An 18129-nucleotide genomic window follows, 5' to 3' on the forward strand; every position below is an offset into this window, starting at 1 on the left:
GGGACGGAGGGGATTAAGTCGCAATCTGCATCTGCACACGGGGCATGGGGAGAAACGACTTAATCCCCTCCGTCCCCTTTTTTGATTGCCGCTTCGATGGTGGCGATGTCGATCTTCTTCATCGGCATCATCGCGTTGAAGGCGCGCTTGGCCAATGCCTTGTCCTTGCTGGTCACGGCTTCGATCAACATGCGCGGGCTGATCTGCCAGGAGATGCCCCAGCGATCCTTGCACCAGCCTCATTGGCTTTCCTGTCCACCGTTGCCGACGATCGCATCCCACAGGCGGTCGGTCTCGGCCTGGTCCTCGGTCTGGATCTGGAAGGAAAACGCTTCACTGTGCTTGAACGCGGTGCCGCCGTTGAGGCCGACGCAGGGAATGCCGCAGACGGTGAACTCGACCGTCAGCACGTTGCCTTCCTTGCCATCCGGAAAGTCGCCGGGGGCGTGATGCACGGCGATCACCGCGCTGTCGGGCAGGATGCTGGCGTAGAAGGTGGCGGCCTCGAGCGCGCCGTTGTCGTACCAGAGGCAGATCGTGTTCTTGTGTGCCATGTCGGGGCTCCGCGATGGACGAAGCCGCAGCGATAGCACGCGCGGTGTTAACCCGGGATCGTGCTGCACCCGCAAAAAAAAAAGGGCGCCCGAAGGCGCCCCCTGTACTACGGGTAGTGCGCGTGGCTCAGCGCCAGACCTTGATCTGGTCGGCTTCGCTGCGCTGCATCGGCTGGCCGGCCTTGCAGCTGAAGGTGGCACCGAATGCCGGCAGGTTGGCCAGCGTGCCGTTGCTGCGCCACAGGCCCGGCGCGCGGATGTCGGCGGTCAGGCGGCGCACGGCCTCGTTCGGCGACAGCTGCTGTGCCCACAACGCCGACCAGGCGCGGAAGAAGCCCTGCTGCTGTGCCGGCTTGGCCTTCGGCTCCTGCGCGGTATAGGCCGCCCAGGCCAGTTCCAGACCGGCGATGTCGGCCAGGTTCTCTTCCTGGGTGAGCGTGCCGTTGACCTTGGCACCCTTCACGCCCGGGAAATCGTAGGCGCTGTACTGCGCGGCCACGCGGTTGCCAAGCAGGGTCCAGGCGGTCTTGTCGGCCGGGGTCCACCAGCTGCGCAGTTCGCCCTTGGCGTCGACCAGTGCACCCTTGGCGTCGATCGCACGGGTCAGCTCATGGCCGACCAGGCCACCGAAGCTGCCGAACTTGTCGGCGGCGTCGGCCTTGGCATTGAACACCGGGCCCTGCAGGATCGCCGCGGTAACGATCAGGCGGTTCTGTGCCAGGTCGTAGGCCAGCGACGGCTGCTGCGGCAGCACGTCCCAGCGGCGGTCGGCGTTGCCCTTGCCGATGCGCTTCATTTCCTCGCGGTGGCGCCAGGTCGACGCGATCAGCATGTTGCCGCCGAACGAACCGCGGCCCATCGGCTGCACGCTGTAGTCGAGGTCGCGCAACGGGGTGCCGATCTCGATCTTCAGCGCAGCCAGCTTGGCCTGCGCTTCGGTCTTGGCTTCGGCGCTCATCCAGCTGTTGTTCTTGACCGCCTCGATCTGCACTTCGCGCAGCTTGTCGACGATCCACGCCGCCTGGCGACGGTCTTCGGCCGACAGGTAACGGGCCGCGTATTCGCGGCCGACCATCGGGCCGGCGGCCACGTTGATCGCCTCCAGCACGTCTTCCCAGCGCTGCGGCGGCAGCGTTTCGCCACGCAGCACGCGGCCACGGAATTCAAACTCCGCGTCGCGGTAGGCCTTGGACAGGTACGGTGCCATCGAGTCGCCCACGCGCCAGCGCAGGTAGGCCTTCCACTGGTCCGGCTTGAGCTTGGTGACCATGCCATCGAGCTGCTTGAACAGGCCCGGGTCGGCCAGCGAGACCAGGTCGTCGTCCACGCCCTGTGCCTTCAGGAACGCGTCCAGCTGCAGGTTGCGGTAACGGCTGTTGAGCTCCTTGGTGGAGATCGGCGCGTAGTTGTTGAACGGGTTGTTGATGCCGGCCAGCGATTGCGCATTGCGCGCCAGCTCGGTCTCCAGCGCGATCACCGACTGCGATTCGGCATCGAGCCTGGCCGCCGGGGTGCCGGTCAGCGCCAGGATCTGCTTGACGTAGTTGCGGTAGCGCCCCATCAGCGCCACGGTATCGGCGTCGGTGCGGGTATAGAACGCCGGGTCCGGCAGGCCCATGCCGCCCTGCATGAAGTAACCGATGTGGCGGTCCAGTGCCTTCAGGTCGACGTCCGGGCCGAAGTTGAAGGCCACCGGGATGCCCACCTGGTGCAGCGCGGCGATCGAGGCCGGCACATCCTTGGCCTTCTTGATGGCGTTGATGCGGGTCAGCAGCGGCGCGATCGGGTTGGAGCCGTCCGCTTCCACGGCGGCTTCGTCCAGGCCGCTGGCCCAGAAGTCGCCCAGCAGCTTCTGCACGTTGCCCTGCGGCGACTTCATCGCTGCGTCGAGCAGTTCACGCTGCTGCTGGCGGCTGCGCTCGACCAGCTGGCCGAGCGCGGTGGTGGCACCGGTCTGCGGCACCGGGTTGGCCTTCAGCCAGCCTGCATTGGTGGCGTCGTAGAAGTCGCTGCACTGGGCGCTGACGGCCGGGGCGCGCGCGGCCTTCTTCTTGGCGGCGAACGCATCGTGGGTCGGGACCAGGGTCGCCAGGCTGATGCCCAGGGCGATGGCAAGCGGACGGAAATTGGGCATGTGGAACGAATCCGTGATGGATTGAGGGCGCGCGCACTATAGCAAGCTGTGCATGGGCGCGGCATGCACGCGTCACGGTGGCGCCGCTGGGCCGTGCGCCGACCAGGGTCGGCATCTACCAACGGCCTGAGCCATGCGTGGATGACGGGCGCTGTGAAAAACAAAGGCCCGGGATTCCCGGGCCTTTGCAGGTCTGCCGCAGCGTCAGCCGTGGCTTACCAGATCACCACCTGCTGCTCGCCGGTGCGGGCCATCGGCGAACCGGCCTTGCACTGGAACGCGGCAGCGAAGGTCGGCAGGTTCGACGGCGCACCCATGGCACGGAACTGCGCCGGGGCGTGCGGGTCGGTGGCCAGGCGGACCTTGGCGTTTTCCGGGGTGTACTTGGTGCGCCACACGGTGGCCCAGTTGAAGAAGAAGCGCTGGTCGCGGGTGAAGCCGTCGACCTTCGCATCTTCCTTGCCGGCGGTCGCCTTCTGCAGGGCGTCGTAGGCGGTGGCCAGGCCGCCCAGGTCGGCGATGTTCTCGCCCAGGGTCAGGTGGCCGTTCACTGCCTGGCCGTCGACCTTGTACTGGTCGAACTGCTTGACCAGCTTGCCGGTGAGGCCTTCGAAGTTCTTCTTGTCGGCCGGGGTCCACCAGTCTTCCATGTTGCCGGTCGGCCCGAAGCGTGCGCCCTGGTCGTCGTAACCGTGGGTCATCTCATGGCCGATCACCGCACCGATGCCGCCGTAGTTCAGCGCGTCGTCGGCCTTCGGATCGAAGAACGGCGGCTGCAGGATGGCGGCCGGGAACACGATCTCGTTCTGCAGCGGGTTGTAGTAGGCGTTGACGGTCTGCGGGGTCATGCCCCACTCGGTCTTGTCCACCGGCTTGCCGATCTTGGACAGGTTGAACTTGTAGTTGAACTCGTTGGCCGCGCGCACGTTGCCCAGGTAGCTGTCGCGCTGGGTCTGCAGGCCCGACCAGTCGCGCCACTTGTCCGGGTAACCGATCTTCGGGGTGAAGGTTTCCCACTTGGCGATGGCCTTGGCCTTGGTTTCCTCGCTCATCCAGCTAAGGCCCTGGATGCGGTCCTTCAGCGAGGCGGCCAGGTTCTTCACCAGCTCTTCCATCTTCGCCTTGGCTTCCGGCGAGAAGGCAACCTTCACGTACAGCTGGCCGAAGGCTTCACCGGCATCGTTTTCGATGGTGCCCAGCACACGCTTCCAGCGCGGCTTCTGCTCCTTCTGGCCGTTGAGGGTCTTGCCGTAGAACTCGTAGTTCTCCTGCACGAAGGCATCGGCCAGGTACGGCGAGGCGCTGTCCACGGTGTGGAAGCGCAGGTAGGCGCGCCACACCGACGGATCGGTGTCGGCCAGCGACTTGCTCACTTCCTCATGGAAGGCCGGCATGGCCAGCGAGAACTTCTCCGGCGCGGCCACGCCCTGCGACTTGAAGAACTCGGTCCAGCTGAAGTTCGGGGTCAGCTTGTCGGCGTCGGCCAGGGTGACCGGGTTGTAGTACAGCTCGACGTTGCGCGACAGCTCCACGCGCGACTTGGAGGCCTTGGCCAGGCGGGTTTCGAACTTGACCACGTCCTCGGCCTGCTTGGCTGCATCGGCCGCGGCCACGCCGGACAGCTCCAGCACCTTGGCGACATGCGCCTGATAGGCCTTCAGCTTGTCGGCGTTCTTGGCATCGGTGTAGTAGGTGGTATCCGGCAGGCCCAGGCCGCCCTGGCTGGCATAGGCCATGTTCACCCCGGAGTTCTTGAAGTCGGCTTCAGCGCCGAAGCCGAACAGGAGGTTGTCACCCTTGGCGGCGCTGGTGCGCAGGTAGTTGGCGATGGCCGCCTTGTCCTGCAGGCCGTCGATCGCAGCCAGGTCGGCCTTCAGCGGCTCGATGCCCTGGGCGTTGATCTTGGCTTCGTCCATGCCGGTGGCCCACAGGTCGCCGACGATCTTCTCGATGTGGTTCGGGTTCTTGACCTGCGCAACCTGTTCGGCCAGCTGGTGCTGCACGGCCACCGAACGCTCGTCGAGGATGGTGAACGCGCCCCAGCTGGTGCGGTCGCCCGGGATTTCATTGGCGGCCAGCCACTTGCTGTTGACGTAGTCGCCGAAGGCGGTGCACGCGTCCTTGGTGGTGTCCAGGTCGCTCGGCTGGAAGGCGTTGTAGGCCGGCAGCTTGCTGTCGTCCAGCTTGTAGGCGGTGGCTTCGGCGGTGGCCGGGGCGGGGGTCGCGGCATCCTTGGCCGGGGTTTCGTTCTTGCCGCAGCCGGCCAGCACGGCCGACACGGCCAGGCTGAGCAGGACGATCTTGGGAGTGCGCGTCATCACTATTCTTGGCCTCCAGGCCGAGTGAGTCAGGGAGAAGCCGCAGGTACGGCCGTGGGCCGAACGATACGCCGCCGGCCTGGCCTGCAAGGGTGTCGAAGGTCATGTCCGGGCGCAAGGGCCAGAACGTGCAAGGGCGCCCCGTGGGCGCCCTCGCAGGAAGCGGTGCGGCTTACAGGCCGCCGCCGCCGCAGCCCTTGCCCAGGTAGTCGTCGATCAGCCTGAGCTGGTCACCCATGATCGCGCGGGTCCAGGCGGGACCATGCGCGTAGTCGGCGATGGCGTGGAACTCGACCGGCTGCCCCGAACCCCTGGCCTTGTTCACGAACCACTCCGACTGCTCGATCGGCACCGTGCGGTCGCGGTCACCGTGGTAGACCATCAATGGAATCTTCATTTCACCGGCCTTGTCGACCGGGTTGAGGCCGGCCACGGTCGGCGCCTGGGCCTGGCGGAAGAAGGGGTTGGTATAGAAGCGCGACCAGATCTTCTTGATGTCCGAAACGCCGGCACCGGCGATGGCGCACTTGTACAGGCCATTGGGACGCACCGAAGCCGCGAACGCCGAGTAGCCGCCATAGGAGAAGCCGAACATGGCGATGTGGCCGGGCTGGGCGATCTTCTGGTCGATCATCCACTGCGCGCCATCGTCCTTGTCGTCCTGCATCTTCTGGCCCCATTCGGCATCACCGGCCATCCACAGCTTGCGGCCCCAGTCGGCCGAGCCGCGGAACTGCGGGCGCAGGACCGCCATGCAGCGTGATGCCATCAGCGGTACCCACATCGAGCCGTCGAAGTCCATGCCATCGCGTGCCCACGGGCCGCCGTGCGGATGCACCACGGCTTTCCACGGGCCGGCACCGCACAGCTCGGTGCTGGGCGTGGTCAGGAATGCCGGAATGTCCAGCCCGTCGCGTGCCTTGTAGTAGACCAGCCGGGTGGTGCCCAGCGCGGCTGGCTGGATCTGCGGATAGGTCTTGGCCAGCAGGGTCAGCTTGCCGTCGTGCAGCAGGTGATACTCGGGCGGGTTGGAAGGGCCGGAGGTAGCCACCAGCACATTGGAAAGATCGGCGGTGTAGTCGACGATGCGGTAGCTCAGGCCTGTATCGTAGTTGGCGGTGTAGCGCTGGCCGTTCGCGGTATCGACCATCGCCAGCGGCTCCTGGCGGATGCCAAGCGCCTGGCGCAGCCCCTGGTCCAGGGCCTTCATGCGCGGAGAGGTCCACTGGATGTCGTCGCCGCGCGGACCGGCGTAGCCGATTCCCATGATCTCGCCGAAGGGTACCGCACCGCTCCGGTGGCGGTTGATCAGCATCGAGCCGGCGTTGAACAGTTTGTGCTCGAACAGCACTTCCTTCTGCTTGCGGGCCGTGATGTCGTACTCGTAGACGATTGATTTGTCGCGGCCGACATTGCTGAGTACGAACGCGATGTTCGGATCATCGGCAAAGCCGATCACCTGGTTGACGTCGCGGTTCTTCACGTAGGAGCGGAAATGCTCCTCCCAGGCACCGTTGGCAGGCGAGCGGAACTCGGTGGCGACGTAGGCGCCGGTACCGTCGACGTCCTGCCGCAGGCGTGCCCGCAGTTCACTGTCCAGGTCGGTGATATAGCCCGCCACGCGCTCTTCGGTCTTCTGGATGCGCTGGGAGGTGAAGTTGCGCAGGTCGACCTTGTAGACGTCACCGGAACTGCTGCCCGAACCGTTGACCACCAGGATGTGGTCGGGATCGTTGGGCAGGGTGTCGAGCACCGTGGCGTTGGCCAGTGCCTGCTCGAGCTCTTCATTGCGACTGGAGGCGCGCGGCGGCGTGATCGGCTCCTTCCACTGCTTGCCTTCGATGTCGGTGATGAAGAACTTGCTGACGAAGGTCTTGGTCACCCGGTCGGCGCGCAGGTCGTAGGGTTGCCACAGCACGACGGCCAGCTGTCCGTTCTTGATGAACGACACGCTCTGGAACTTCATGCGGTTGGCGCCGATCACCGTGGGTGGCTTGTCCAGTGCATCGGTCCGCCAAACCACGATCACGCGCTCCTCGCCATCGGCGCGAAGGCCGGCGATGTGTTTTCCGTCTGGTGACAACGACAGGCTGGAGATGGCCGGGAAGGCGGCCATCTGTTCGATGGTGGGCGCCACAGGCTTGGCGTGCAGCAACGGTGAAAGGCTGGCCAGGGCCGCCAGCAGCAGGGCTCGCTTCATTGCAACCTCGGAATGCGTTGGCACCGGCCTGCGGAGAATCCGGTGCCTGAAATGGAACCGCCGCCCCGAAGGGCGGCGGTTGCAGGGAGCAGGATCAGAACGAACGCGTGATGTTCAGGAAGTAGCTGCGACCGAAGTAGTCGAAGCCGCTGTACAGCAGCGCGTTGCCGACGGTGCTGTAGACACCCTGCGAGATGGTCGGCGGCTTGCGGTCGGCGAAGTTGCGCACGCCACCGGTGACCGACCACTTGTCCGCTTCATACTTCACCGAGATGGCCTGCAGGAAGTAGTTCGGGGTGTACAGCTTGTACGCCGAGGTGGCCGGATCGAAGTCACCCGGGTTGCGCTCCTCGTAGTACGCGTAGCTGTCCATCTTGTCGATCCAGTCCAGGCCGTAACGCACCTGCCAGTTCTTCCACTTGTAGCTCAGGTCCAGCGAGGCGGTGTTTTCCGGACGCGACAGCATGCCGTTGTAGTCCACCAGCGGATCGTCGGAGAAGACCTTGCTGGCCTGTTCCAGGTAGTGGGTGAACTGCAGCGTGGTGCGCAGGGTGCCCGGGCCGATTTCGCGGACATAGCGGGTGGTGAAGTCCAGGCCACGGACCTTGTCGGTGGACAGGTTGATGAAGCCGTTGGTCACCACCAGTTGGTTGTTGACCGGGTTGCGGGCCACCAGGCGGCACAGACCCGAACCGGAGGAGAAGTCGGCACTGCCGCTGTCGTAGCAGCGCGACAGGATGTTCGCGCCGCCCGCGCTGTCGACGCCGTTCTTCACTTCGATGTCGAAGTAGTCGGCGGCGAAGGACAGGTCACCGAAGCCGCTGCCGAATTCCGGCTGGATCACCACGCCCAGGGTCTTGGCCTTGGAGGTTTCGGCTTCCAGGCCGGCCTCGGCACCACCCTGGGTGACCACGGTCACGCCCTGGGTGGCCAGGTAGTCCGGTGCCAGGCCCAGCGATGCGCAGTTCTGGTAACGCGGCGAGCTCGGGTTGCGATCACCATACTCGTTGCAGGGGTCGGCACTGCTGCTCAGGAAGCCGGTGGTGCCGCCCAGGAACTGTTCGAACAGCGCCGGTGCGCGGTAGGAGGTGCCGTACGACGCACGGAACGACAGCCACTTCACCGGGGTCCACAGCGCGCCGATCTTGTAGGTCTCATCCGAGCCGTAGGACTTGTAGTCGGTGTAGCGGCCGGACAGGTTGACCGTCAGTTCCTCGGCAGCGGTGACGCCGGACAGCAGCGGCAGTTCCAGTTCGCCGTAGGCTTCGAACACCGAGTCCGAACCGCGGGTCGGAGTGGCGTTGGTCAGGTTGTACAGGTCGGCATTGATCGAGTACGGCGACGGGGTGTCGTCGATGCGTGCCTTGCGGTACTCGACGCCGAATGCACCACCGGCCGAACCGTACGGCATGTCGAACAGCGGGCCGTTGACGTTGAAGTTGACCGTCGTTTCCTTGTACAGCGTGTTGCCGGTGACCGGCACGAACACCCAGTCCTTCCAGTCCTGCGGCAGCTTGCCACCGATGGTGTTGGTGTTCAGCGCCGGCGCGGCGATGCAGCCGTTGGAACCGTCCCGGCAGACATAGCCACCGGCACCGTTGGAGACCACGTCCAGGCTCTGGCGCAGGCGGCTGGTCAGGAAGCTCTCGAAGGTGTAGTCGGCGTCGCTGCGCGAGTGCATGACGTTGAAGTCATAGTTCCACTCCGAGCTCAGGTGGCCACGCAGGCCGGCATTGAAGCGCAGGAAGTCGACGTTCTGCTTGTTGGTGTCGTTGCCGAAACCGATGAACGCACGCACGCCCAGGTTCTTGCCGCTGGTCTGGTCGGTCGGAGCACCGGCAACGCTGTCACGCAGGTTGGCCGGGATCAGCGGGCTGCCCACGGCATAGTCCAGGGTCAGCTGGCGATAGCCGGTCTGGGTCGACTTGCGCTTGTTGCCCAGGAACTCGTAGTACAGCTCGGCATCGCCCAGTGCGTTGAGGTCGAAGCCACCCTGCAGGTACAGGGTGTGGGTCTTGGTCGGCGAGATCAGCGACTGGTTGCGCATGGCCGGATCGAAGGTGTCGCGGGTGTTCAGGTCCACGCCTTCGTAGCCCACCAAGCCGGTGGTGATGGCCGCATTCGGGCGCCAGCGGTTGAAGCGGGTGCCGGCGCCGCCCGGGGCCGCAACACCGGTACGGGTGTTGGTGCCGATGGTGTTCAGCGTGGTGCCGCCGGCATCGAGCGACCAGCACTTCGGCTTGCCGGTCAGCGGGTCGATGAAGTCGCCGCTGCCCCAATAGTCGCCCGCGTCGATGTCGCGGTACATGTCGGTCGGGCAGCCACCGGCCCAGCTGCGGTCGGCCAGGGTCAGCTCGTTGCGGGTGTAGTACTCATAGGAGCCGGAGAAGTGCGAGCGCTCGCCGGTGGCACCGAACATGATGGAGTAACGGCGCTCTTCACCGCCGCCGCCATCGGTGGCGTTGTGCTGTGCTTCGAAGCTGACGCCATCGACCTTCTTCTTGGTGATGATGTTGATTACGCCGGCAACGGCGTCGGAGCCGTAGATCGAGGACGCACCGTCCTTCAGGATTTCGACGCGGTCGACGATCGAGTTCGGCAGCACGTTCAGGTCGGTCGAGCCCACCGAGCCGCGGGTACCGGCCGGCGACACGCGGCGGCCATTGAGCAGGATCAGGGTGCGGGTCGGGCCGAGGCCGCGCAGGCCCAGGGTGTTGGCGCCCGGGCCACCGTCGGTGACGTAGCCGCCATAGGCGTTGTTGATCTGCGCCGCACCGGCGGTGACCGCGGTGCTCTGCAGGGCCGCCGTGGTCGAGTTGAAGCCGGCCAGGGTGGTTTCTTCACGGGTGACGACCTGCACCGGCGAGACCGAGTTGAACACGTCGCGGCTGATGCGCGAGCCGGTGACGGTCACCGTATCCAGATTGGTGGCCTTGGACTTGGATGCCTCTTCGGTGGTCTGCGTCGAGCCCGAGGCGTCCTGTGCGATCGCCGGGGCAGCCGCAGCGAGCAGCACGGCGGAGGCGAGGGCGAAGCTCAGCGGGTGCTTGCTGAGCGACTTGCGATTGATCATCTGAAATCCCCTTGAATCGAATGATTGCGTCGTACACCGGGACAGGTCCTTGTCGGCGTCTCCGTGTGCCCCTTGCCCGGGGTCGGCAGCGTGCTGCCACCCGGCGCTGGTACCGGCTTCACGTGCCGATGACCCGAGATTAACACGACATTAACCGAGCCTGTCAAACGTTCACGAGGGAGTCATGAAGCTGTGGGTGATGGGCGCGCCTTGCAGTGACAGGAGCGCCCATTTCTCCTTCATCTCATTGATATGTATTGATTTGTTTCGGTTCATGTCAAACGTGTCTGAACCGTGAACGGGATGTGGCCGTGCTGTGCGACGGACAAAAAAAGGCCCCGCCGAAGCGGGGCCTGGTCCAGACACGCAGTCCGGAATACGACGGGATCAGAAGTCGTACTTGACCTGGGCCGAGATCTGACGGCCGTAGACGCTGTAGAAGCCGTCGTTGAACGGGGTCGATTCGTTGCCCGGGTAGTTGTAGCGCTGGCCTTCCGGCAGCTTGTTGAACACGTTGTTGACCATCAGCGACAGGGTCAGATCGTCCTGCGCCTGGTAGTTCAGGCTCATGTTGTAGGTGGTGTACGAGCCCCACTTGCCGGCCTTGGCGCCGGAGGAGTGGACGTAGTCATAGCTGCGGCCGGTGTAGGCCAGGTAGTTCGGGGTGCTGCCGACGTAGTTGGCGTACAGGGTGGTGGTGAACTTGGAGATGGCCCAGCCCACCGACACATCGCCGCGCACCTTGGCGAAGTTGTCGTAGTACCACATGTTGTACGGATCGCTCAGCAGATCCAGCTTCTGTGCGCCCGGCAGCGGCACCACTTCACGCTTCAGCATGTTGGTGTAGTTGCCCGAGAACATCAGCGAACCGAAGCGGCCCAGGTCCTGCTGGTACTTGGCGCCGACGGTCACCGCTTCCAGGTTCTGGCTGGCCACGTTGAGCTTCGGGGTGTACACGCGGGCCAGGTTGCCACCGGCGTCGCGGGACACCCAGTCGGTCACGTTCTGGCAGCTGGCCGAGGTGTTGTTCGGCAGGCCGTTGCGGCACTGGTACTCGGCCAGCAGCAGCTGGTCGGTGCTCAGGGTCTTGACCTCGTTCTTGATCTTCCAGTTGTAGTAGTCGACCGACAGCGAGAAGTTGCTCACCGGGGCCCACACCACGCCCGCGCTCCACACGTCGGCGGTGATCGGCTTCAGGTCCGGGTTGCCGGACTTTTCGCTGTACACCGAGGTGGTCTTGTAGAACGAGCAGGCTTCGTCACGCAGCGCGTAGCCCATCTGGCTGCAGCGGTAGTAGTCGTTCTGGCCGGAGGCGAACGAGCCGCTCATGCCCTGGAAGGCATCGGACAGGGTCGGCGCACGGAATGCGGTGCCGTACTTGCCGCGCAGCAGCAGGCTCTCAACCGGGCGGTATTCCAGGCCGATGCTGTAGGTGGCCTTGTCAACGGTCTTGTCGGCGATCTTGAAGGCGTCGTAGCGGCCCGAGGCGCTGATGGTCAGCGACTCGAACACCGGCATGCGCAGTTCGCTGGTCACCGCGTAGTTGCTGCGGTGGCCGGCACCGGCCACGGCGGTGGCGCCCCAGGCGTTGCCATCGACGAAGGCCTGGTCGGGCGAGTAATCCCAACCTTCGCTGCCACCTTCCAGCACCACGGCCAGGCCGGCGTCGCCGCCCGGCAGGGAGAACAGCGACCCGTTGGTCACCTGCACGCGACCCAGGTTCTGCCAGGTCTTGCTGCGGTGGGTGCCATAGCCGGTGAAGCTGGCGAACTGGTCCGGGGTGATCGGCGAGTAGAACGCAGCGTAGTCCGGGTTGTAGATGCCGAAGCCATCAGCGGTGGTACCCAGGCGCGGGCCCAGCACGGTGTCGCCGAAGAAGCCTTCGATCTTGTCCTTCCAGCGCGCGAAGCGGTTCTGGTCCAGGCGGTATTCGCCGCGGGTGAAGCTGGCGCTGTAGTCCCAGTCGCCGACCATGCCCTTGCCACCCAGGGTGACCTGGTAGGAACGGCTCTCATCGGAGTTCAGGATGTTGTTGTAGTGGCCCGGGCCGATTTCTTCCGGTGCGAAGGCGCGCTGCAGGTTCACGACCTTGCCCAGGCCCTGGTCGTAGAAACCGCCCATCACCGACTTGGTGCCCCACCACAGGGCGCTGGAGCCGGAGGTGAACTCGGTCTTCTCCTTGCTGTACAGCACATCGGCGAACAGCTGGAAGTTGTCGTTCACGTCGAAGGTCATCGACGAGTAGAACTGGCCGCTGTTCTTGCCGTTCTTCAGGGTCTTGTAGCCGGCGCTGTACACCGAGCCGCACGATTCGCCCGATGCACGCTTGCCGACGGTGGTGGTGCCGTCGTACAGGCCTGCGACGTTGGCGCAGCGGGTCGGGTCCATCATGTACAGCTTGTTGTCGGCGTTGCCGATGACGGCAAAGTCGTTCGACGGCAGCTGTGCGGTGTAACCGACCGGGTTGTTCTGCTTGGTGATGTCACGCTGGTAGCCCCAGATCGGGCTGCCGTTTTCGATCTGCACGTTGACCAGCGCGTGGAAGCGGTCGTCGAATGCATTGAAGCCCTTGGCGGCGCTGAAGCGGATGTTGCTGCCACCACCTTCGGTGTAGGTGCCGCCACGGATCGACATCGTGCCGCCGTCCATGCGTTCCTTCAGGATGATGTTGACCACGCCGGCGATCGCGTCCGAGCCGTACAGCGACGACTGGCCGCCCGGCAGGACCTCGATGCGCTCGACGATGTCGATCGGAATGCCGCTGATGTTGTTGAACGACTCGCTGCCGTTGTACAGCGCCGGATACGAGAGCATCGGGCGGCCGTTGATCAGGTACTTGGTGTAGCCCGGGTTCAGGCCGAACATGCCGGCGGCTTCGGCGCCCTGGGTGAACGCACCCGAGGTCTGTCCACCCTGCAGGCCGCCGGTGGTCAGCGACGACTGCTGCAGAACTTCAGCAACGCTGCTGAAGCCGCGGGTCTGGATGTCTTCGGCGGTGATGGACATCACCGGGGTCTGGGTTTCGACCTGGGTCTGCGGGATCAGCGAACCGGTGACGGTGATCTTGTCCAGGTTGGTCGCCTTGTCCTGGGCCATTGCCGGGGCGGCGGCCATCAGAGCGGACATCAGGGCGACGGCGAGCGTGTTGCGACGTGCGGTATTGCTGACGTGTTTCATGTAATTCCATTGGAGAGCAAAAACAAAAACGGCACTGCGCATGCGCCATCGCGCGGGCTGGAATATCCGGCTCCGCAGCTCAAAACAGTGCTCATCGAACGTAACATGAACTTAACAATCTGTGCACGAATCTGTCGCATTCCTGAATTTCAGTCAGCTTGCATCCAGCTTGTATGATGTCGGGTTATCCCCCTGACCCCGCCGGTGCCCGTTGTGAACAGTTCTCCCCGCCGTCCCCATGTCAGCCAGGTCCAGAAGGGACTTACGCCGCATGCCCGCATCCGCAACGTGATCGCGGTCGGTTCGGGCAAGGGCGGCGTCGGCAAGTCCACCACCTCGGTGAACCTGGCCGTGGCGCTGCAGCAGCTCGGTGCGCGCGTGGGCGTGCTCGATGCGGACATCTACGGGCCGAGCGTGCCGGCCATGCTGGGCCTGTCCGGTCGCCCGGAAAGCCCGGACAACAAGAGCATCGAGCCGTTGCGTGCCTTTGGCGTGGACACCATGTCGATCGGCTACCTGATCGAAGAGGACACGCCGATGATCTGGCGGGGCCCGATGGCCACCTCGGCGATGACCCAGCTGTTCAACGACACCCTGTGGGACGACCTGGATTTCCTGCTGATCGACCTGCCGCCGGGCACCGGTGACATCCAGCTGACCCTGACCCAGAAGATTCCGCTGGCCGGTGCGGTGATCGTCACCACGCCGCAGGACATCGCCACGCTGGACGCGAAGAAAGCGCTGAAGATGTTCGAGAAGGTCGAGGTGCCGGTGCTGGGCATCGTCGAGAACATGGCGGTGCACACCTGCAGCAGTTGCGGGCACATCGAGCACCTGTTCGGCGAGGGCGGCGGCGAGCGCATGGCCGCGCAGTACGGCGTGCCGCTGCTGGGCTCTCTGCCCCTGCAGATCGGCATCCGTGAACAGGGCGATGCAGGCACCCCGATCACCGTCGCCCAGCCGGATTCGGCGCCGGCCCAGGCCTACCGACATGCCGCACAGCGCCTGATCGAGGAAGTAGGCAGGCGCCCGCGGGCTTCGATCCCGATCCTGTCGTCGCTGCTGTAAGGGCCGGGGCAGGGGCCGCCGGCCGAGGCCGGGCCCCTGCTAGAATCCTCGCGCCCCCTCGTACCCCAGGACAAAGCATGAGCATCAAGAGTGACCGTTGGATCCGCCGCATGTCCGAGCAGCACGGCATGATCGAGCCGTTCGAGGCCGGGCAGGTGAAGCAGGCCAACGGCCAGCGCATCGTCAGCTATGGCACGTCCAGCTATGGCTACGACGTGCGCTGCTCGCGCGAGTTCAAGGTGTTCACCAACATCAACTCGACGATCGTCGATCCCAAGCACTTCGACTCGGGCAGCTTCGTCGACATCACCGCCGACGAATGCATCATCCCGCCGAACAGCTTCGCGCTGGCGCGTACCGTCGAGTACTTCCGCATCCCGCGCGATACCCTGGTGGTGTGCCTGGGCAAGAGCACCTACGCGCGCTGCGGCATCATCGTCAACGTGACGCCGCTGGAGCCGGAATGGGAAGGCCACGTCACCCTGGAATTCAGCAACACCACGCCGCTGCCGGCGCGCATCTACGCCAACGAAGGCGTGGCACAGATGCTGTTCTTCCAGGCGGCCGCCGATGACGTCTGCGAGACGTCCTACCGCGACCGTGGCGGCAAGTACCAGGGCCAGACCGGCGTGACCCTGCCGCGGACCTGACGATTGCAGGCGATTTGTAGAGCCGAGCCATGCTCGGCTGCCCTGCATTGAAGCCGAGCATGGCTCGGCTCTACATGAAGGAAGGCGGCGCAATGCGCCGCCTTCCTTATTTGCCGCGACCGAACAGCATCGCGATGCCGACACCAACCAGGGCCACCGGCCACCAGGTCAACAGCAGCTTGGACAGGTTCAGGTGCGTCCAGCCGAGATTGCTGGCGAGCATGAACAGGCCGATCAGGATCAGCAGGACGGCGGCAACGAGGTTGAATCGCATCGGGTCGGCGAAGGCTCAGGACTGGGCCGGATATCCTAGCCGTTCCTTCCAGTAGGCGACATGCTGGTCCAGCGCCGCCGGCTCGTAGCGGTGTGCCGGGCCACTGCCCCAGACCGGGCCCGGCCAGGCCGGATCACCGTCATGGCGGCCGATGACATGGAAGTGCAGCTGGCGCACGATGTTGCCCAGCGCCCCGATGTTGATCTTCTCCACCCCGTCGGCACCCTTCAGGGCCTTGCAGGCGCGGTTGAGCTCGGTGCGCAGCTTGTCCTGCTGCTCGCCGTCCAGCTCGATCCACTCGGTCACCCCGGCCAGGCGCGGTACCAGCACCAGCCAGGGGAATCGTTCGTCGTTCATCAGCCGCACTTGCGACAACGGTCCTTCCGCCACCAGCACGCTATCGGTGGCCAGGCGTGAATCGAGTTCGAATTCGCTCATCCAAGATGCTCCGAGAAGAAGTCCAGGGTGCGTTGCAGCGCCAGGGCGGCGCTGTCTGGATCATACGCATGTCCGACCTCCCGGTTGAAGGCGTGATCGGCCGGATAGACGTAGGTCGCCATCTGTGGCAGCTTCTCGCGGTGGGCCTGGACCGCTTCCGGCGGGATGCTGCGGTCCTGGGCGCCGAAGTGGAAGATCACCGGGGCCTTGGGCGCCTCGTCGAGGAACTGCACGTTGCGCGCACCGTAGTAGCTGACCGACGGCAGCCCCAGGCGCAGTGCGGACAGCATCGCCACCGTGCCGCCCCAGCAGTAGCCGACGGTGCCGACCTTGCCGTAGGGCGCCAGTCGGGTGGCCGCCGCGCGCACGACCTCCAGCGCCCGTTCCATGCCCAGCGCGCCGACCCGTTCCAGGCCCTGCTTCACGCCCTCGGCGTCGTAGGGCAGCGCATCCGGGTCGGCGTCGGGGCCGTCGACCAGGTCGAAGAACGAGGGCGCCAGCACCGCATAGCCTTCGGCTGCGAAGCGCTCGGCCACGCTGCGGATGTGCGGGTTGGCGCCGAAGATTTCCTGCACCACCACCAGTCCGCCGCGCGCGGTGCCTTCCGGCAGGGCCTGCCAGGCCCGTACCGGGCCGTGATGCGTATCCAGGGTGATCCACTCGGCCATCGTCATCTTCCTCGTTGCTGGGAACAGAGCTGCATTGTCGGCGCTGCGCCGGTTAGCGCGGCGTCAGCGGCTGTGCCGGATCGGGCGGCTGCGGGTTTGCGGCAGTGCGTTCCCAAGGCGGTGCAGAGAGCTGTTTCTGCATTGACCGGTGCACACCCGCAGCCTAAGCTTTCAGCCACGATGACATACAAGCCTCCGGCGCGAGCCGGGGGCTTTTTTGTTGTCCGCGTGTTGCGGGTCGCAACGCGCAACCGGTGGCTGTGACGGGCCAGCCACGATGACCCACTGCAGGCAGCCCCGAGCCTGATCACCCCGAACCCCAGCCGCCGCAAGGCGGCTTTTTCATTTCCAGGAGATTCAACACCATGTCCATCAATCAAGCCATTTCCGCCCAGGACTCCGCGCTGTACGTGAAGGCCGGTACCGCCCCGACCGCGCCGAACAATCCGGCCGGCTATACCGAAATCGACGGCCTGACCGCCTTCCCGTTCGGCCGCGGCCAGGCCAACACCCTTGATGCCACCAACCTGCGTTCCAAGCAGATGGAGAACATCGCGGGTCTGTCCGGCGGCCAGGCCGTGCAGGTGTCCGGCCACCGCTGGCCGGTCGGCAGCTCGGCAGGCCAGGAGATCCTGCGCGACGCCGATCCGGATGCCGACCTGCACTTCCTGATGGTGCTGCCCACCGGCGATGCCGCTACCTTCGTCGCCAAGGTCGCCGCCTTCAACGTGGCCCCGGGCACCAACCAGGTGCTGACGTTCACTGCGGACCTGCTGCCGCGTGAGTTCGCGCTGGTAACCGTGGCCGCTGGCGGCACCCCGTGATGCTGCTGGGCAAGCAGCAGATCCTGGACGCGCAGGATCGCCGGCACGAGGACGTCGCCGTACCCGAATGGGGCGGCAGCGTGCGCGTGGCGATGATGTCGGCGCGTGACCGTGATCGCTGGGAGCAGGAGACCTATGGCGGTGACACGCCCAAGGTGGATGACTTCCGCGCGCGATTCGTCGGCCTGTGCCTGGTCGATGAAATGGGCGAGCGCCTGTTCTCCGACCACGAGGTGGCCCAGCTGGGCACGAAATCGGCCGCGGCGCTGGATCGCGTGTTCCGTGTCGCGCAGACGCTCAATGCGCTCGGCGATGCGGCCGTGGGAGAGCTGGAAAAAAACTGATCCGCCGGCCTGAGCGCCGGCTTCAGTTCCGGATCGCGTGGAGGCTGGGCCTCCCGCATCCGGACCACCTGCTGGCGGGAGTGACCTCCCGCCAGCTCTCGGAGATGTATGCGTTCGCACGCCTGGAGCCGTTGGACCAGCCCCTGCAGGGGATGCTCGCCCAGCTGACCAGTGTGCTGGCGCAGGTGCACGGCAATACGACCACTGCCGACGACTTCCTGCTGGTGCGACCGCGTGCGTCGCCGGAGAGGGCGGCAAAGGAGCGCTCGCAGCAGCTGCTGGAACTGTTCGGCAGCGCATCGCGGCGCAACGCTGCGGCGTGATTCCGGGCGGGGCAGGGCATTGCTTCTCCGATGCGTGGCATGCAATCGAACCTGGGGCCCTGCGGGGCCCCTCATCATTCTTGG

At 65.3% G+C, this 18129-nt stretch carries 13 protein-coding genes and 1 pseudogene; 5 read left to right on the top strand and 9 right to left on the bottom strand.

All coding sequences use genetic code 11. The annotated features are described in order from the left end of the window. Positions 1-59 precede the first annotated feature (59 nt). The 6 genes and pseudogenes from AC5P5W_RS05920 to AC5P5W_RS05945 form a co-directional block, all read right to left on the bottom strand. Positions 60-554 (bottom strand): annotated as a pseudogene (locus tag AC5P5W_RS05920) (VOC family protein). A gap of 127 nt (positions 555-681) precedes the next feature. Then, entirely contained in the window at positions 682-2688 is a 2007-nt protein-coding gene (locus tag AC5P5W_RS05925; protein ID WP_069116157.1) for a M13 family metallopeptidase, read from the bottom strand. A 215-nt stretch (positions 2689-2903) separates the two neighbouring features. Next, positions 2904-5006, bottom strand: coding sequence for a M13 family metallopeptidase (locus AC5P5W_RS05930; protein ID WP_049442363.1), 2103 nt, complete (start codon positions 5004-5006; stop codon positions 2904-2906). A gap of 172 nt (positions 5007-5178) precedes the next feature. Then, complete coding sequence (locus tag AC5P5W_RS05935; RefSeq protein WP_014647914.1) at positions 5179-7206, bottom strand: alpha/beta hydrolase family protein; 2028 nt, start codon at positions 7204-7206, stop codon at positions 5179-5181. A 94-nt stretch (positions 7207-7300) separates the two neighbouring features. After that, positions 7301-10279: a TonB-dependent receptor plug domain-containing protein gene (locus AC5P5W_RS05940; protein WP_014647913.1), complete on the bottom strand. Its 2979-nt coding sequence runs from the start codon at positions 10277-10279 to the stop codon at positions 7301-7303. 387 nt (positions 10280-10666) lie between these two features. Then, positions 10667-13456, bottom strand: a complete 2790-nt coding sequence (locus AC5P5W_RS05945; RefSeq protein WP_014647912.1) for a TonB-dependent receptor plug domain-containing protein — start codon at positions 13454-13456, stop codon at positions 10667-10669. 213 nt (positions 13457-13669) lie between these two features. Between AC5P5W_RS05945 and apbC the strand changes: the two genes are divergently transcribed. Continuing rightward, positions 13670-14524 (top strand): iron-sulfur cluster carrier protein ApbC, encoded by an 855-nt coding sequence (apbC, locus tag AC5P5W_RS05950; RefSeq protein ID WP_014647911.1) that lies wholly within the window; start codon positions 13670-13672, stop codon positions 14522-14524. A 77-nt stretch (positions 14525-14601) separates the two neighbouring features. After that, positions 14602-15174 (top strand): dCTP deaminase, encoded by a 573-nt coding sequence (gene dcd, locus AC5P5W_RS05955; protein WP_014037995.1) that lies wholly within the window; start codon positions 14602-14604, stop codon positions 15172-15174. 106 nt (positions 15175-15280) lie between these two features. On the opposite strand, the gene AC5P5W_RS05960 is transcribed toward dcd, so the two are convergent. Genes AC5P5W_RS05960 through AC5P5W_RS05970 form a run of 3 tightly spaced genes read right to left on the bottom strand, consistent with a single transcriptional unit; the run spans position 15281 to position 16554 of the window. Continuing rightward, positions 15281-15448, bottom strand: a complete 168-nt coding sequence (locus AC5P5W_RS05960; protein WP_005418011.1) for a LiaI-LiaF-like domain-containing protein — start codon at positions 15446-15448, stop codon at positions 15281-15283. 15 nt (positions 15449-15463) lie between these two features. Beyond that, positions 15464-15886 (bottom strand): HIT domain-containing protein, encoded by a 423-nt coding sequence (locus AC5P5W_RS05965; RefSeq protein WP_014647910.1) that lies wholly within the window; start codon positions 15884-15886, stop codon positions 15464-15466. Continuing rightward, a complete protein-coding gene (locus tag AC5P5W_RS05970) occupies positions 15883-16554 on the bottom strand; it encodes a dienelactone hydrolase family protein (RefSeq protein ID WP_014647909.1) in 672 nt (223 codons plus the stop codon). The genes AC5P5W_RS05965 and AC5P5W_RS05970 overlap by 4 nt, the downstream gene beginning before the upstream one ends. Before the next feature lie 365 nt (positions 16555-16919). Between AC5P5W_RS05970 and AC5P5W_RS05975 the strand changes: the two genes are divergently transcribed. The 3 genes from AC5P5W_RS05975 to AC5P5W_RS05985 all read left to right on the top strand — a co-directional run bounded on the left by AC5P5W_RS05975 (position 16920) and on the right by AC5P5W_RS05985 (position 18045). Next, the gene (locus tag AC5P5W_RS05975; RefSeq protein WP_014037992.1) at positions 16920-17378 is read left to right on the top strand and encodes a hypothetical protein; all 459 of its coding nucleotides are present in this window, start codon (positions 16920-16922) and stop codon (positions 17376-17378) included. Continuing rightward, entirely contained in the window at positions 17378-17722 is a 345-nt protein-coding gene (locus tag AC5P5W_RS05980; protein ID WP_014647908.1) for a hypothetical protein, read from the top strand. Before AC5P5W_RS05975 ends, AC5P5W_RS05980 begins: the two co-directional genes overlap by 1 nt. 80 nt (positions 17723-17802) lie before the next feature. Then, the gene (locus AC5P5W_RS05985) at positions 17803-18045 is read left to right on the top strand and encodes a phage tail assembly protein T (protein WP_227864145.1); all 243 of its coding nucleotides are present in this window, start codon (positions 17803-17805) and stop codon (positions 18043-18045) included. Positions 18046-18129: the final 84 nt, after the last annotated feature.

The organism is Stenotrophomonas sp. YJH_SMC_123, assembly GCF_059368215.1.

Bases quoted from the DNA above. Each gene is read 5' to 3' on its own strand.
- AC5P5W_RS05925 (WP_069116157.1), bottom strand. From the start codon at position 2,688: ATGCCCAATTTCCGTCCGCTTGCCATCGCCCTGGGCATCAGCCTGGCG.
- AC5P5W_RS05930 (WP_049442363.1), bottom strand. From the start codon at position 5,006: ATGACGCGCACTCCCAAGATCGTCCTGCTCAGCCTGGCCGTGTCGGCC.
- AC5P5W_RS05935 (WP_014647914.1), bottom strand. From the start codon at position 7,206: ATGAAGCGAGCCCTGCTGCTGGCGGCCCTGGCCAGCCTTTCACCGTTG.
- AC5P5W_RS05940 (WP_014647913.1), bottom strand. From the start codon at position 10,279: ATGATCAATCGCAAGTCGCTCAGCAAGCACCCGCTGAGCTTCGCCCTC.
- AC5P5W_RS05945 (WP_014647912.1), bottom strand. From the start codon at position 13,456: ATGAAACACGTCAGCAATACCGCACGTCGCAACACGCTCGCCGTCGCC.
- dcd (WP_014037995.1), top strand. From the start codon at position 14,602: ATGAGCATCAAGAGTGACCGTTGGATCCGCCGCATGTCCGAGCAGCAC.
- AC5P5W_RS05960 (WP_005418011.1), bottom strand. From the start codon at position 15,448: ATGCGATTCAACCTCGTTGCCGCCGTCCTGCTGATCCTGATCGGCCTG.
- AC5P5W_RS05965 (WP_014647910.1), bottom strand. From the start codon at position 15,886: ATGAGCGAATTCGAACTCGATTCACGCCTGGCCACCGATAGCGTGCTG.
- AC5P5W_RS05970 (WP_014647909.1), bottom strand. From the start codon at position 16,554: ATGGCCGAGTGGATCACCCTGGATACGCATCACGGCCCGGTACGGGCC.
- AC5P5W_RS05975 (WP_014037992.1), top strand. From the start codon at position 16,920: ATGTCCATCAATCAAGCCATTTCCGCCCAGGACTCCGCGCTGTACGTG.
- AC5P5W_RS05980 (WP_014647908.1), top strand. From the start codon at position 17,378: ATGCTGCTGGGCAAGCAGCAGATCCTGGACGCGCAGGATCGCCGGCAC.